Genomic DNA, 15,595 nt, shown 5'->3' with positions numbered 1-15,595 from the left:
GCTAAGGTGGGGCTTTAGGATCTTCAACCCCGCCTTCATGGCCTGGGCGGCCATGAGCATCTCGGGCACGAAGAGCTCGCCGGCGCTGAAACGCTCGCCGACCTCGTCCATGGCGCTGATCAACCCGTCGTTGAGGATGGCCGAAATGTCCGTGCCGCCGTCCAGCTCCGCCTGGGTCCTGGCGACGACCGTCGCCTCGTCGAATGCCAGTACTGCATTGAAAATGTCCTGGGTTGCCATGATTGTTTTCTCCTTTGGATGATTTTTACTTCCCGTATTTCTTTTCGACATACTTCTCCAATTCGCCGAGGGTCTCATCTGGCATGCCGGGCTCCTGGTAGGCCTCGAGAATTTCCTTCCATTTGCGGTTGGCCACCCGTTCGATGGACTCGCCGCCTTTTTCCTTCCACCCGGCGTAAGCTTCCTTCTGCTCCATGATGGGGGTGTAGAATTCCTTGCGAAAGTTCTGGAAGGTGTGCATGTTGGTCAAATATTCACCGCCCGGCCCCACCTGGGCGATCACATCCAGGGCCAGCTTTTCAGAATCGGCCCGCTCCCCGCGCTTGATGCGTTTGCACATGCCGCAGATTTCGTCATCGATGACGAATTTTTCGTAGGAAGCCGCCATGTAGCCTTCGAGGATGCCGGCGGAGTGAAGCACGAAATGGACGCCGGAGAGGGTGGCCATGAGCTGGCTCATCATCGACTCCATACCCGCCTGGGCATCGGGGAGCTTGGAGTCGGTGATGGCTCCGCCGCCGCGGCTGGGAATCCCGTAAAATCGTGCCATCTGCGCTGTGGCCGCCGTGTTCACCGCCATCTCCGGTGCGCCGATGCTTAAGGTGCCGTAGCGCATGGCAGCAGCCGAGGATGACCCGGAAAAGACCACCGGCGTTCCCTCGCGGATCAGCTGGGTCAGTACGATCCCGGCCAGCACCTCGGCGTTTTGAACCACCAGGGTGCCCTCCATGGTCACCGGGGAGGTGGCCCCGGCAATGGAAAGCGAGGAGATCAGCTGGGGCATGCCGGCCTTGGCGTACTCCATGATTGCGCCCAGCATACGGTCGTCGTAGGCCAGGGGCGTGCGGGTGCACAGGATGCTGATCATGGGCATCTTCTCGGCCAGCGCCGCCTCCGGACAGCCGAAGAGGATGGCGGCCATTTCGATGGTCTCCCGGGCTGCCTCGGCGCCGATGGCGCCGCCCATGAAGGGCTTGTCTGAATAGCGCATGGAAGCGAGCATCATCTCGGCATTGCGCCGTTCATGGGGAATGTCATTGGGCTCGGCCATCATGCCGCCGGTGATGTCGATGCTCTTGCTGGCGTAGGCGAGTTTGACGAAGTTGGTGTAATCTTCCAGGGTGGATTCGCGGCGCCCCCGATCCAGATCGTGGACAAAGGGAGGTCCGTAGCAGGGAATGTAGGCGATGTTGTCGCCGCCGATGGCCACGTTTCTCTCAGGGTTGCGCGCCTGCAGGGTGTATTCGGAAGGCGCCTTGGCCACCTGCTCCATGACCATCTTCGGAGAGAAAAAGACCCTTTCGCCGTCCACCTTGCAGCCGGCCTTCCTGAATACCTCGATGGCCGGTTCATAGCCGAAGTCAACGCCCACCGTTTCCAGCACGCGCAAGGTCGCTTCGTGAATTTTCTGAACATCGCCTTCAGTGAAATACTCGAACCGCTGCATGGTGATCCTCCTCTGCTAATTGTAAATATCTCCAAAAGGCATCTTCTTGGGAAAGTGCTTGCGATCTCTCATTTTTCCTTCAGTTCGTCCTGATGGCATATAGATTTTCTCATCGCCCTTCCGGAATCAATACAAGCTTCCCAACGAATTGTTTGGCCAGGAAATCCTTTTGTGCCGACACAATATCTTTCAAGGGATAGGTGCGGTCGACCAGCGGTCGAATTTCATCTTTCTCAATGTAGCCGACCAGGTTTTCGAAGACGATGTCTTCCTGAAAGGTGCAGCCGAAAATGGAGAGGTCCTTGAGGTAAAGCGTGCGAACGTCCAGGTGGACCATAGGGCCCGCGATGGCGCCGGCACAGGCATAGCGCCCGCCATTTCTCAATACTTCCAGGAGTTGCGGCCACTGTGGACCGGCAACTAGATCGACGACCACGTCAATTCGGTTTTTTCCTACCGCATCGTTCATATTTTCGCTGCGATCGATCACCTGCTGCGCCCCGAACGATCGCACCGCTGCGGCTTTTGACTTTCTAGCCACGGCAATGATCTTGGCGCCCCGCCGCTTGGCCAGTTGTACGGCAGCCGAACCAACCCCGCCGGAAGCACCGGTGATCAGGACGGTCTCTCCGGATACCAGCTTGGCCCGTTGGAGCATATTTTCGGCCGTGGAATAGGCGCAGGGAATGGATGCCAACTCGGCGTCGGTCCAATCGCAGTGGACGGCATAGGTCTCTCTGGATGGAGCCTTGACATACTGGGCGAAAGCACCGTCGCATTCAGCCCCCAGCGTCCAGCATTCGAAGGGCCGGTAGTCCACATAGCTGCGCAGCATGTTCCTGACTATCACCCGCTGCCCGATCCTGCCTTCGTCCACCGCGCTGCCGGCGGCCACGATGCGGCCGCAGCAGTCGGCCCCCTGAATACGCGGAAAGTCAATTGCGGCCCCCTGCCAGCTGGAGTCGGCCGGATCGGCGTCTTCAAACCCGTCTGCACCCCCCTCGCCAGTATCGGCGGTGACGCTTTTTGAATACCAGCCAATGCGCGTATTGATGTCCGTGTTGTTGATCCCGGCGGCACCGACCCGAATGAGAACCTCACCACGGCCTGGCGTGGGTACCGGAACATCGTCACGGTATTCGAGTTTATCGAATCCACCGTATCCGCTAAGCAGAACGGCATCCATGGTGCCGGGCAACTCAAAAGTCATGCCATCCGTCTCCTTCAATTGACTGCTGATAGGTAATATCAGGTTCCGATCTTGAGCACCTCGCGGGCGTATCGGATGCTCCGGATGCAGGCGTCCATCTCTTTCTCACGGGCGACCTCCAGCGAATCGTCTCCCATGTCCCATTCAATTTCGAAGGTGATCCGGTCGGTGGGCGACAACTCCTGGATGGTGCGGTAGGTCTTGAAGCAGTCGATGTCCCCGTCGCCCAGGGCGACCCCGTGGAATCGGATGCCGAACTGGTCACGGTCGAGCTTGTGGTCGCAAAAATGATTGCAGAACGCGAAGGGGGCCAGCTTGGTCACGGCGGACTCGGGATTCTCGAGTACCCCCATGGAATTGACCGTGTCGACGCAGGCACCAACGAGCGGGTGATTGATCTTTTCGATCAGCCATATGATTTCATCGGCGAAGGTTTCGGTGTGGTTTTCCAGGGCCAGCCTTATGCCGGTGCGCTCCAACAGAGGCAGCGCAGCCACGACCTCATCGTGGCAGTCGCACAGCTGTCGCATCACCTCCGGATGAAAGCAGCTACCATAGAGCGGTCGGGGCCGCCGGATGTCCAGGCTGAGCTTGGTCAGGTCGGCACCGAGTTTTTCTGCGATCCGGATACCCGCTTCAACGCCGTCGGAAAGGCGTGGATCGAACTCCTCATCCCGCGAACAATTGTACTCCAGGTAGAGGCTGCGTGACCGAGCGGCCTCCCGGACCTCCCTGAGGCGCTCGTCGTCCTTGGTCTCCAGGTCGCAGCCGGTGATGTGCAGCCCGTCCAGGCCCCATTCCACCGCCTTGTCCATCAGTTGGATCAGATTCATCTGTTTGGGACGTGGATCGGCCACGATGCCCCAATTCTGTCCCAGTCCCCACAGATGCAGGGTGTAGGTGTGCAGCCCCAGCTTCATTTTTTTACCCATCGCGATTTCTCCTTCGTTCGCCATGCATCCGTATTGACCGGCATTCGTACTGAAAAGGCGCGAGTCACCATTCATTGGCGTCAGGGGCCATCCAGAAGGGGTAAATGGTGGACCCGATCAAGGTCGCAGGGTTTTGAAAACCGCAGGCGTAGCCATCGCTGCGTTGAGGATTTCAAAAACACGAGAACGCCGATCTGGGCCGCAAGCTGCCCCTTCTGGATGGGCACTAGTGTCGGCCGCGCATGAACGCCCCCGGCGGCGTCGTCAGCCCCTCCTCGAAGCGGCTGAGTCGCAGGGGGTTGTCTTCGGGCTTCATCCGGCCGGTGATCAGGTCGCACGTCCAGCGGCCGGCCGCCGCCGACAACATCACCCCTGGCCAGTAGGCGCAGTTGAGGTAAAAGCCTGGAACACCGCTCACCGGGCCGATCAGGGGCTGGTCGTCGGGCGCATGCACATACTGGCCCGCATAGACCGACAGGTCCTCCTGTTTCAGGTCGTCGACCACCTCGCTCCAGAACGGACTGAGGCGCGAGCACATCTCCAGGGTGAAAGCGGGAAAGTCCCAGTCGCCCTGGGGATCTTCCATCGGTTCGCTCTTTTGCTCGTCGGGATCGTGCCAGCCGAGCAGGGCGCCGCCGGTTTCCGGCCGCCAGTAAGACTCGTTGTCCACGTCCATGATCAGGGGGGCATTCTGGGGGATCTTGGGATGGGGTGCCACAAAAACGCGCTGCCGGCGCATCTGGTAGATGGGCAGATCCAACCCCACCCAGCGGCCCACATTGATGGCAAACGGCCCGGCGGCATTGACCACCACGCGGGTGTTGATGCGTCCCCGGTCGGTCGTTACCGCGCAAACCCCCTGATTGTCGGTCTCGATGCCGGTGGCGCGGGTGCGCACAAAAAAGCGTGCCTTGTCCGCCGCCCGGGCAAAGCCCTGGGTCACTTCATGGGCGGAAAACCATCCGTCTTTGGCCCGGAACGCACCCGCTTTGATCTCGGGTGACAACCATGGCCAGCGTTTGAGCACTTCTTCACCACTGAGGTACTCGGAATCGGTCACGCCGACCTTGTGGTAGGCCTCGACCGTGCGTTTCACGTCAGCAATTTTCTCCGCCTCGGTGGTCAAAAAGAGGTAACCGCCATGGTGCAGGTCTATTTCATATCCCTCCAGGCCGGTGGTCCGGGCGAAGTTCTCCCACACCTCGATGGACTCCTTGGCCAGGGCGGCCATGGCCGGTTCGGTGAACTGGGCCCGAAATGATTCGATAGACGCCGTGGTGGTCAGCGTGGACAGTCCGTCACGCATCTCTACCAGAATAGTCGACAGCCCGGCCCGGGACAGCCAGAAGGCGGTGGCCACACCGATGATCCCGCCGCCGATGATCACGGCGTCGGCCGTTTCCTGATCGAATGCGTCCGGAGTCAGTATCTTTCTCATGGTCAAATTCTCCTGATTGGTTTAACTGCTAACCGAATTGGGCAGCACGCCTTCGGCACGCAACACATCGGCCACCTCTTCGAGCCCCAGCCGAACCAGGGTCGCCCGGGTGGGAAGCCCGTTGGCATCCCAGCCCCTGGCCGCGTAGTACCAGTCCAGCAGCTGTTCCAGGCTATCCCTGGGAATAAAATAGCCCTGGTTGGGACCGGATGGGATCGGCTCGGTGGAAAAGCGCTCGGGCGGGAGGTCCCAGCTGCGGCCAAACCCTTCGATTTCCCTGGCAGAGATGGCGCGCGTCAGGTTCCAGATGCGTTCGGACACGCCCAGCATCTCTTTCCACGTGCGTTTTTGGCCCGTGATAAAGTAGAAAAGGGTTTCGTAATTCTCAACCTCGAAGCCCAGTTCCATCAACTGGAGCCGGCATACGCCCAGGGCGTCGAACAGGGGCCGCGTGTGCTGGGAGTCGATGACGAAGCGCGCGCTGTCCGCCTTGATCTGGGCCGGTGGCTGCCGCTCCACCGTACCGCCGCCGCTCACCAGGTCGTGCACGTTGGTCCATGCCCCGGCCATGTCGTGACCCAGCACCCAGGCGCGGGCGTGGTGGGCGCCGATATCGGCGGTCATGTAGGCCAGCATCATGGAGGGTGCATTGCGGCACTCGTACCCGGTCCACTCCAGCCCCTTGACGTGAATGGCAAAGACGTGCGACCCCTGCCCCACTTTTTCGGCGGCAATTTTGACCCCTTCGGCCAGCAGATCGCCGATGCCCTCGCGGGCAACGATTTTCTCCAGCAGGTAATCCACCGTTTCGAGATCCGAGAATTTCACCGGACGGCCTATCTCTTGCTGGCTGAGAATCCCCTTTTCAAAGCACTCGATGGCCCACGAAATCACCGCACCGGCGGATATCGTGTCGATGCCCAGTTCGTCGCACAGGTAGTTGGCGTAGGCCACCTCTTCGATGGTTTTGAGTTCGCAGTTGCCGCCGAACAGGGCGATGGTTTCGTACTCGGGACCTTCCACGTAGGCATCGCCCAGTTTGGTCCGGGTGCGGCCGTATTTTCCGCAGGGGGTCGGACAGCAGTAGCATCCCTTGTCGGTTATCTTCAGTTTTTTCAGAATCGCCTTGCCGTTGATCGCCTCGTAATGCTCGGAAAACGACGTCTTAAAATTCCGGGTGGGAAACACACCCACCTCGTTGACCCAGTTGGTGATGCCGGCGGTCCCTTCGGGCGTCCACTCGGTAAAGCCGGGCTTGGCGGAGACCTTCTTGTAGGCCGCCTTTCCGGCGGCAAAGGCCTTTTTCAGATCGAACACCGGCAGACTGCCCGTACCCCTGACGGCGATGGCCTTGATTCGCTTTGAACCCAGCACGGCCCCCACCCCGCTTCGGCCGGCCTGGCGGCCGAAGTCGTGGGAAAGGCAGGCATAGCGCACCCGCTGTTCTCCTGCCGGCCCGATGGTCAGAACCTGGAAGTCTTCGCCCAGATCCGTCTTCATATTTTTCTCGGCGATCAGGGCACCCTGCCCCCAGTAGGCATCGGCGGGCCGGATCTCCACCCGGCCGTCTTCGATGAACAGGTAGCTGGGCACCGGCGCACAACCGGTGAGCACCAGCATATCGTACCCGGCGTATTTCAACGCCGGGCCGAAGTGGCCGCCCATGTTGCTGTCCGCATAGCCGCCCGTAGCCGGCGACTTGGTGCCGAAGTGGGTCTTGCCGCTCGCCGGAACCAGGTGGCCGGACAGGGGGCCGGTGGCGGCGATAAACAGGTTTTGGGCATCGTAGGGATCGATGCCGCGCGGCAGTTCATCGAACAGCAGCTTGGCCACAAACCCGCGACCACCGATGAAGCGCTCCGCCAGGTTTTCGTCCAGCGGCTGTTTTTCAATGGTTCCGCTGGACAGGTCGATCCGAAGAATGGTTCCGGCATATCCGTACATGGATCCGACTCCTTAGTTCGACGATCCGATGGCCGCCTCGGCAGCAGAAGCGGCTACCGTGGACCGGCTCGTCGATTTGCGTTTTTTGGTTTTTGGGGCGGCCTCGGTCTCGGCCGAGATGGCCTTGATAAACGACCAGGCCATGAAGAGCATCAGGATCATGAAAGGAAAGGAGACCACGAACGAGACCGTCTGCACGGCTTTGAGCCCGCCGGCCACCAGCAGCATGGCCGCAATGGACGAGCACACCAGCCCCCAGAAGACCTTCAGACCGGTTTTGGGCTCCAGGCTGCCGCCGGATGTCATCATGCCCACCACGAAGGTGGCCGAATCGGCCGAAGTAATGAAAAAGATGCAGACGATGACCATGGAGATCAGTGAAAGAAAGGCGCTCATGGGAAAGTTGTTGTAAAGCGTGAAGATGGCCGTGGTTACGTCCTTGAAGGTCGCGTCGGCGATGCCCGGCGCGCCGTTGAGCTCCAGGAAAATGGCCGAACCACCGAGGATGTTGAACCAGATGGCGCACAGCAGGGTCGGCGCCAACAAGGCGCCCAGCACGAACTCACGGATTTTCCGGCCGCGTGAAATCCGTGCAATGAACACACCCACGAAGGGTGCCCAGGTTAGCCACCAGGCCCAGTAAAACACCGTCCAGGCCCCGGACCAGTCGTAGCCGGTATGCTTGGCCACACCGCCGCTGGCATCGACGAAAAAGCTGAGCCAGAGGATATTCTGCAGGTAGTTGCCGATGGATTCGATCAGGGAGTTTAGAATATAGCGCGTCGGGCCGAGGATCAGCACCATGAGCATCAGGCCGAAGGCCATGACCATATTGGTGTTGCTCAGAATACGGATGCCCCGGTTGATCCCGGTGACGGCGGAGGTGATGTACAGGGCGGTCACGACGGCGATGACGGTGATGGAAACCGCTGTTCCCTTGCCGATGCCGTAAAGCAGGTCCAGGCCGGTGGTCACCTGCAGGGCCCCCAGGCCCAGGGACGTAGCCACGCCGAACAGCGTGGTGACCACTGCCAGGGAGTCGATGACCTTGCCCGCGGTCCCCTGGGCTGCTTTTTCGCCGATCAGGGGGGTGAGCGTGGCGCTGATCAGGCCGGGGTAGCCCTTCCGGAACTGAAAGTAGGCCAGCACCAGGGCCACGGTGGCATAGCAGGCCCATGGATGAAGCCCCCAGTGAAAGACCGTGGTGCGCAGGGCTTCGGTGGCCGCCTCGGCAGTTTTAGGGTCGGCGAATGGCGGGCCGGCAAAATGATAGATCGGTTCGGCGACCCCCCAGAAAACCAGTCCGATGCCCATCCCGGCGGCAAAGAGCATGGCAAACCATGCCTTGAGGCTGAATTCCGGTGTTTCGTCATCTTTGCCCAGGCGGATGTTGCCGAAGCGGGAAAAGGCAACGGCTAGACAGAATACCACGAAACCGGCCACGCAGGTCATGTAGGCCCAGCCGAAATTGCTGATGAAGAACTTAAAGATTTTATCGAACAGTTCCTTGACCTGGTCCGGCGAGGCCATCGTCATGAAGACGAAGGCCAGGCAGCAAAGGGCCGAAATGATGGATACGGTTTTGTCGATGGTGTTGTCGTTCATACCCTTTCCTTTCTGATTGTCAATTATGCATTCACCACCTCGGTCATCACGATGGCGCTGCGCGGACAGATCTCCGCACAGGCGCCGCACAGTATGCATTTGGCCGGGAACTCGGACTCCGGTTGTTCCACCATGACCCCTTTGGGGCAAACTTCCACGCAGGTCATGCAGCCGGTGCAAAGATCGGGGTCCACCCGGTAGACCCCGGACTCCATGACGATGGCCTCCACCGGACAATTGTCGGCACACTCACCGCATTGATCGCAGAAATGGATGCGGTAGTCTCCCGGTGCGGGGAAACGACCTTCGATCCGCAGAAGCGCCCGGGCGGGTTGAACCGCGCTGAAATTTTCCATGGCACAGGCCAGTTTGCAGGTTCCGCAGCCGGAACATTTTTCATTGATGACAGTCGGCATCATGGACGACGCTCCCTCAGACATGCGTGAAACAGGTTAATCCGACCATCGACAACCTTGATGATGGCGGGCTCTATAGGGTCCTTGCCACATTGCGAAAGGCGGGAACGGATAGCGGCTGGCCGCGAAAAAGAAAAGCGGACCCTTGCTTTGCCACTAACGGATGAAAGATTTCAATCTTTATGCCAATCGACTGGTTTTTTACAGACGGTTGAAATGAAAGAGAAACATTCTTTTTTTCAGACGGGACGGTTCAAAACGATCCGGACAGATCTGTCCGGTCGTGACGGCAGGTTTTGATATAATCCGCCGAAATGGTTTAACTTAATCGTATTGAGACATTATTGTCCAAAATAAAGACTAATTTATACCATGCGCTTTCATTTTTCGCTGGAGTGTCTTGTAGTTGAGCTGCAGGGCTTCAGCGGCCCGCCCGCGGTGCCATCGCGACGCTTCAAGGGCGCTGAGAATCATCTTTTTCTCCAGGGCGTCCATGCGCTGCCGGAGGCCGCCGCTGGCTGGTAAAAGCGCTTCAGTGGCTGCCTGTTCGTCTACCGCGGTGTCTGAAATCTGTCCCATCAGGTCCAGTTTCCCCAGGGTGATGTAGGTGTGCAGCACGTTTTGCAGCTCGCGGACATTGCCGGGCCAGCTGTAGGTTTCCATAGCTTCGCGAACCCGCACCGGCAGGTGCCGCTGCTCTTGCCCGCCTTTGGCCAGCGTCGCCATGAAGTGATCGATAAGCAGCGGGATATCTCCCTTGCGCTCTCGCAGCGGCGGCAGTTGGATGGGCAGAATGCGGATGCGGTAAAAAAAATCCTCGCGCATCCGCCCATCCTTGACCAGTTTGACCAGATCGCGGTTGGTGGCGGCGATCACCCGAAAATCGCTGCGCTTGAGCTTGATGCCTCCCAAGGGGGTGTACCCCACACCGTCGAGCACCCGCAGCAATTTGACTTGCATATTCTGGCCGATCTCGCCGATCTCATCGAGAAACAGGGTACCCCTGTCCGCCGAATCCAGGAACCCGCCCTTGTCCGCATTGGCACCGGTAAACGCGCCCTTCATGTGGCCGAAAAATTCCCGCTCCATCAGGTCCCTGGGAATGGCGCCGCAGTTGACGGCAACGAATTCCCCCGCGCGGCGATCGCTCAGCCGGTGGATGGCCCGGGCCACCAGTTCCTTGCCCGATCCGGACTCCCCGAAAATAATCACGCTGGCGTCGCTGGCCGCCGCCTTGAGAATCAGGTCATACACCGCCTGCATCGGTTCGCTCTTGCCGATGATATCGCCGAAGCGGTAGCGGTCGCTGATGGATGAACGCAGGCGCAGGTTCTCCCTGCGAAGATCCAGCTCCACCTCCTTATAAGCGGTGACGTCGCTGATGAACCCCTCCAGGGCCACCAGCCGGTCGTGGTCATCGAAAACCCCTTCGCCCTGCTCCCAGACCCATTTCTCCTCGCCGCTGGCCGCCCGGATGCGGTAGATGAAGCTGAATGGCCGCCGCATGGCCACGGTTTCACGCACCAGGTCGAGCATGTTTTTGCGGTCCTGAGGGTGAACGATCCGCTGATAGGCATTGGGTCCCGTACCGATGAGTTCATGGGGCTCGAAACCAAGCAGCCGCTTGCTGCCCTGGCTGGCAAACTCCATGACGAATGATTCGTCGGCCCGGCAGCGATAGACGATCCCCGGCAGGTTGTTCATCAGCGTGCTCAGGCGGCGCTGACTTTCCAGAAGCGCGTTCTCGGCCTGTTTTTTTTCAGTGATATCCAGGCACAGGCTCAATTTGGAAATCGAACCGTCCGCGTTGGCGATGGGCGTGGCCATGTTGTAGTACCATCGCCCGGTGGTCGGATGCCTGAACTCCCATCTGACCGTCTTGCCCTGGAAGACATCCTGTTCCGGGCACCACGGACAAATCTCACCGTTTCCGTACAGGGCCTGGTGGCAGGCTTCCCCCACCGGGTCCCTGCCCAACTGATCCATCACCTGGCGGTTGACGAATTCGATGCGGTTGTCCGGCGAACAGACATAGACCATACCGTCAAAGGCTTCGACGATGGCCTCGAAATAGGACAAGCGGTGTTGGTCGGCCGTGCTCATGTCAGATAGTCCCGCCGGTCGATACGGTATTTTTTCATCTTGTAGTTGAACAGCTGCCGCGAAATGCCGATGCTGGCTGCCGCCCGGGTGATATTGCCGCCGTGGGCGGCCAGGGCGGCGACCACCACCGACCGCTCATGGTCGGCCTGGCGGTCCAGCAGCCCCTTGCCGCTGTCCAGCGGATGCCGACCGGCAACGGGAGGCGGGGCAGGCGATCCGGCTCGTGCCAGTCCGTAGCCGGCATATCCATCTGACGGCGAACCGGCCACCGGCGGCTGAATGGCGTCCGGTTCGCCCCGAAGCCGCCGCCAGGTGGTCAAATGGGACTGCAGGTGCCGGCGCTCGATGGTTCGGCTGGAAACCACCAGGTTGATGGCGCCTTCGATGACATGCTCCAATTCACGGACGTTTCCGGGCCAGTCATAATCATTGAACAGGGCCAGCACATCACCGGAGATGTCGGAAACTTTGCGGTTGAGCGCCAAGCTGTGCTTGGAAAGAAAATGACGCGCCAGCAAAACGATGTCCTCTTTGCGATCTCGCAGGGGGGGGATGGGGATATAGACCACACCCAGCCGATAGAACAGGTCGGGCCGCAAATTGTTTTCAGCAATGGCCACATGGGGTTCCTTGTTGACACTGCTGATGATTTTGACGTCGATCTCCGACTCTTTGAGAGAACCCAGCCGGCGCACCTTGCGCTCCTGGATGACCCGCAGAATCTTGGCCTGAAGCCCCGGGGCCATCGAGTTGAGTTCGTCCAGAAAAAGGGTGCCGCCGCTGGCGCGCTCGAAAAGCCCCAGTTTGTTCCGCGCCCCGGTAAACGCACCGCTGGTGGTTCCGAAGAGGAGGCCTTCGAGCAGGTTTTCGGGTATGGCGGCGCAGTTCACTGCCGTGTAGCGGCCGCTTTTGCGCCCGCTGTGGTTGTGAATGGCCTGGGCAAAAAGCTCCTTTCCGGTTCCGGTCTCGCCGTGCAACATCACCGGAGAAGGCGTAATGGCGGCCATCTTGGCTGTGTTGACCGCCCTCAGAAAATCGATGTTGCTGCCCACGATGGCATCGAAGTCAAAGCGGGTCTCATTGGGCAGCACCTGCTTGGGCCGGGGTATGGAAATGGAGGAGATGGTCTCTTCCAGCACGTTGTATTCGCGCACCAGACAGATGGCGCCTTCCAGCCGATCCCGTTTGAACAGGGGAAAGACGGTATGGATCGTATTGGCCACTTTTCCCCGCCGCGTCCGGTAGAGCAGCGACCGGTCGACGATAGGCTGCTGGTTTTGCAGACACTGCATGATCACGCTGCCATCTTCGGACAGATCGTAGACGTCCACCACTTTTTTCCCGAGCACCTCGGCCGGGTCCAGTTCGTCGATGGCGGCCATGGTGGGGTTATAATAGATGATGGTTCCGGTTCGGTCGACAATCAGCAGTCCCTCGCTGAAACCGTCGAAAAAGGGCAGGAATTCCTCATAGCCGATATCGAGCGTCCGGGCGATGACATGGCGTGGAGACGTTTTCATGATAATAGCCGTAAAGTTCCATCAAAGTTGGCGTATCGGCAGACCGGCTGCTGAAAAGCATGCCACACTTTTTGCGATCAGGCAAACCGGAGTCGGCGGTCAGAAGTCAGAAAACCGATCGCGGCTGGAGGCCGCTCCTACTTCCGTCCTCAGACCTCAGTCTTCAGTCTTCCGTCCTCTGTCTTCAGTCCTTTCTCCTCACTCGTGGGCGTACATGTTGAACAGGATATCGTTTTCCAGATACATCTGCTCTAACCGCTCCTGGTGCGCGTTAAGCTGCGGGTGCTGCCGATTGACCAGTTCCAGCACCAGGTAGTTGATGATGCAGGAAATGGTTGTCGGGTAGCCGATCAGGGGAATCGAGCGGGACGGTACGACCAGGGAGAGGTGGGCAAAGGGGATCACCGGGCACAGCGTGTTGTCGGTGATCACCAGCAGGTTGTGCTGAAGCCGCCGGGCGACCTTGGCCAGCTTGATCAGTTCGTTGGGGTAGCGTGAGGTGGTGATGATGGTCACCAGGCTGTTATCGGGCGCATTGGTCAACCAGTCGATGGCCGTGCTGTCGCTGCCTTTGAGGATATGGACGCCCCGACGGACCTTGGTCAGCGACCAGCCCATGTAGTAGGCAAACGTGTAGGAAACCCGCGAACCGACCATATATACGGCAGGGCTAGCTTGAAGCTGCTCGACGATGCGATCCAGCACCTTCATGTCGATGGTTTCGTAGAACTGCCGCAGGTTGCTCATCTCTTCGAAGACCACCCGGTGCAGCAGATCGGTACCGGGCCCCTTCATTCCGGGCAGATCAACCCGGTCCGGCAGGCTGAGCCCGGAATCCACGAAATCCCGCAGTGCCTGCAGGAATTCTCCATAGCCGCCGTAGCCCAGTTGGCCAACAAACCGAACCACCGTGGCCTCGCTGACCCCGCAGGCCTCGGACAACTCTTTCGTGGTCATGAACACCGCTTTGCGCGGGTTCTGGATAATGTAGCTGCCCAGTATCTTCCCCTTGGGAGTCAGCGTATCCAGTTGGTTGACAATGCCTTTGATCACCGGATGTGCCTGGGAATCGTTCATGATAAGCCCCTTGAATGAACCCAAAATGAAAATTTTATTTCATCAAGTTAAAGGTTGTATAAACTATTTTTTTTACATGTTTTTATTACCATACTATTTTTTTGTCAAGATTGTTTGCAGATTTTTTATTCAATATTAAATTTTATTATTGACATGTTTTATTTCATTCAGATACCATCCGCGACAACTAGTCGTTTCATGCTTCATCTTCATCCACGCACTTTTTATCTTTAAACCATGTAGGGAGAGCGTATGTTCTGGAAATCCAAGCCCCTGTGGGGCAACAAAACCAGACTGAAGTCCAACTACGATGCGGTGATCATCGGCGGCGGCCTTCACGGTCTGGCCACAGCCTACTACCTGGCCAAGGAGCACGGCATCACGGATGTGGCCATCATTGAAAAACGCTTCATCGGATTCGGCGGTGCCGGCCGCAATACGGCCATCGTGCGGGCCAACCAGCGCACGCAGTACAACGTTCCGCTTTACAAGGAAGCGCTGGACCTGTGGCCGGTGCTCACCAAAGAGCTGGACTACAACCTGATGTTCAACAACTGCGGCAACCTCAACCTGATGCACAGCGAAGCCGCTATGAAGGCGGCCCGCATGACCATCGCCACCGCCCAGTTTCACGGCGTGGAGAGCCACCTCATCGACGCCAAGCAGGCCAAAGAGCTGGTGCCGGCCCTGAACATCTCCGAAGACATCACATTCCCCATCCACGGAGCCATGTTCCATCCCCCCGGCGGCATCGTGCGCCATGATGCCGTGGTCTGGGGCCTGGCCAAAGGGGCCGCCAAGCACGGCGTGCACATCCACCAGCACACCGAAGCCACCGCCATCCACACCGAAGGCGGTAAAGTCACCGGCGTTGAGACCTCCCGCGGACGCATCCACACCCCACGGGTGCTGGTCAGTGCGGGCGGATACAGTGCCGGCCTGATCTACCACATGCTGGGCATCAAGCTGCCCATCGCCGTGCTCACCATTCAGGCCATGGTCACCCAGCCGCTCAAACCGCTGCTCGATCACGTGGTCTCGTCCGGTGCCTACCACTGCTACGCCAACCAGACCCTCAAAGGTGAAATCGCCACCGGCGCCCACATGGACCAGTGGCCCAACTACACGACCCAGAACACGGCCCATTATATCAAGCATCAGGCCGAGGCCCTGTCCGACTGGCTGCCCTGCCTGCGCGGTGTCAAATTCATGCGCATCTGGGGCGGACTGGCCGACATGACCTCGGATATGGCGCCCATCATCGACGGAAACGACCCGGTGGCGGGGTTTTATATGAATTGCGGCTGGGGCTACTTCGGTTTCAAGTCCTGCTCGGCCACCGGCAAGCTCATGGCCGCCTATCTGGCCTATGGGGAATGTCAGCCGATCCTGAAGCCGTTTCACCTGGGGCGTTACGAACAGCATCGGTTGATGGGCGAAATTGCGACGCCAATCGAATATGGACCCTGGAATTAGGAGGATCATACATGGCATTGACCATAACATGCCCGAACTGCGGCCGACGAAATGGATACGAGTTCCGCTACGGGGGCGAAGACAAGGGCGCAAGACCGGATGAGCACACCCTGACACCCGAAAAATGGTGTGCGTATGTGCATCTGAATAAATGTATTGCCGGTGTCCAAAAGGAGTGGTGGTGTCA

13 protein-coding genes are annotated in these 15,595 nt (G+C 59.0%); 2 read left to right on the top strand and 11 right to left on the bottom strand.

Annotated features, from left to right (window positions below):
• The 11 genes from ACZCED_RS23130 to ACZCED_RS23080 form a co-directional block, all read right to left on the bottom strand.
• A partial coding sequence (locus ACZCED_RS23130) for a B12-binding domain-containing protein (protein ID WP_464861875.1) occupies window positions 1-240 on the bottom strand: 240 nt, incomplete at its 3' end.
• Window positions 241-265: 25 nt separating this feature from the next.
• Complete coding sequence (locus tag ACZCED_RS23125) at window positions 266-1,687, bottom strand: trimethylamine methyltransferase family protein (protein WP_464861874.1); 1,422 nt, start codon at window positions 1,685-1,687, stop codon at window positions 266-268.
• A 109-nt stretch (window positions 1,688-1,796) separates the two neighbouring features.
• Window positions 1,797-2,897: an alcohol dehydrogenase family protein gene (locus ACZCED_RS23120; RefSeq protein WP_464861873.1), complete on the bottom strand. Its 1,101-nt coding sequence runs from the start codon at window positions 2,895-2,897 to the stop codon at window positions 1,797-1,799.
• Between the two features lie 38 nt (window positions 2,898-2,935).
• Window positions 2,936-3,829, bottom strand: coding sequence for a sugar phosphate isomerase/epimerase family protein (locus ACZCED_RS23115; protein WP_462971060.1), 894 nt, complete (start codon window positions 3,827-3,829; stop codon window positions 2,936-2,938).
• Window positions 3,830-4,055: 226 nt separating this feature from the next.
• Window positions 4,056-5,267: an NAD(P)/FAD-dependent oxidoreductase gene (locus ACZCED_RS23110; RefSeq protein WP_462971059.1), complete on the bottom strand. Its 1,212-nt coding sequence runs from the start codon at window positions 5,265-5,267 to the stop codon at window positions 4,056-4,058.
• A 21-nt stretch (window positions 5,268-5,288) separates the two neighbouring features.
• Window positions 5,289-7,211, bottom strand: a complete 1,923-nt coding sequence (locus ACZCED_RS23105) for an aldehyde ferredoxin oxidoreductase family protein (protein WP_462971058.1) — start codon at window positions 7,209-7,211, stop codon at window positions 5,289-5,291.
• Window positions 7,212-7,223: 12 nt separating this feature from the next.
• On the bottom strand, window positions 7,224-8,816 hold the full coding sequence (locus ACZCED_RS23100; RefSeq protein ID WP_462971057.1) for a glycine betaine uptake BCCT transporter: 1,593 nt from the start codon (window positions 8,814-8,816) through the stop codon (window positions 7,224-7,226).
• A gap of 23 nt (window positions 8,817-8,839) precedes the next feature.
• Entirely contained in the window at window positions 8,840-9,235 is a 396-nt protein-coding gene (locus tag ACZCED_RS23095; RefSeq protein WP_462971056.1) for a 4Fe-4S binding protein, read from the bottom strand.
• 357 nt (window positions 9,236-9,592) lie between these two features.
• Window positions 9,593-11,335 carry a sigma-54 interaction domain-containing protein gene (locus ACZCED_RS23090; RefSeq protein WP_462971055.1) on the bottom strand — a complete coding sequence of 581 codons (1,743 nt, stop codon included), beginning with the start codon at window positions 11,333-11,335 and terminating at the stop codon, window positions 9,593-9,595.
• Window positions 11,332-12,855, bottom strand: a complete 1,524-nt coding sequence (locus ACZCED_RS23085; RefSeq protein ID WP_464861872.1) for a sigma-54 interaction domain-containing protein — start codon at window positions 12,853-12,855, stop codon at window positions 11,332-11,334. The genes ACZCED_RS23090 and ACZCED_RS23085 overlap by 4 nt, the downstream gene beginning before the upstream one ends.
• Window positions 12,856-13,053: 198 nt before the next feature.
• Complete coding sequence (locus ACZCED_RS23080; RefSeq protein ID WP_462971053.1) at window positions 13,054-13,932, bottom strand: MurR/RpiR family transcriptional regulator; 879 nt, start codon at window positions 13,930-13,932, stop codon at window positions 13,054-13,056.
• A gap of 252 nt (window positions 13,933-14,184) precedes the next feature.
• Between ACZCED_RS23080 and ACZCED_RS23075 the strand changes: the two genes are divergently transcribed.
• Window positions 14,185-15,408, top strand: a complete 1,224-nt coding sequence (locus ACZCED_RS23075) for an FAD-dependent oxidoreductase (RefSeq protein ID WP_464861871.1) — start codon at window positions 14,185-14,187, stop codon at window positions 15,406-15,408.
• Window positions 15,309-15,595, top strand: a 287-nt coding sequence (locus ACZCED_RS23070) for a sarcosine oxidase subunit delta (RefSeq protein ID WP_464861870.1), incomplete at its 3' end; no start/stop codon positions are given. The genes ACZCED_RS23075 and ACZCED_RS23070, both read left to right, overlap by 100 nt.

This window comes from Desulfosarcina sp., from assembly GCF_055467485.1.
Note: the sequence above shows the minus strand (reverse complement) of the source record. Positions and strands in the feature narration are given on the sequence as shown.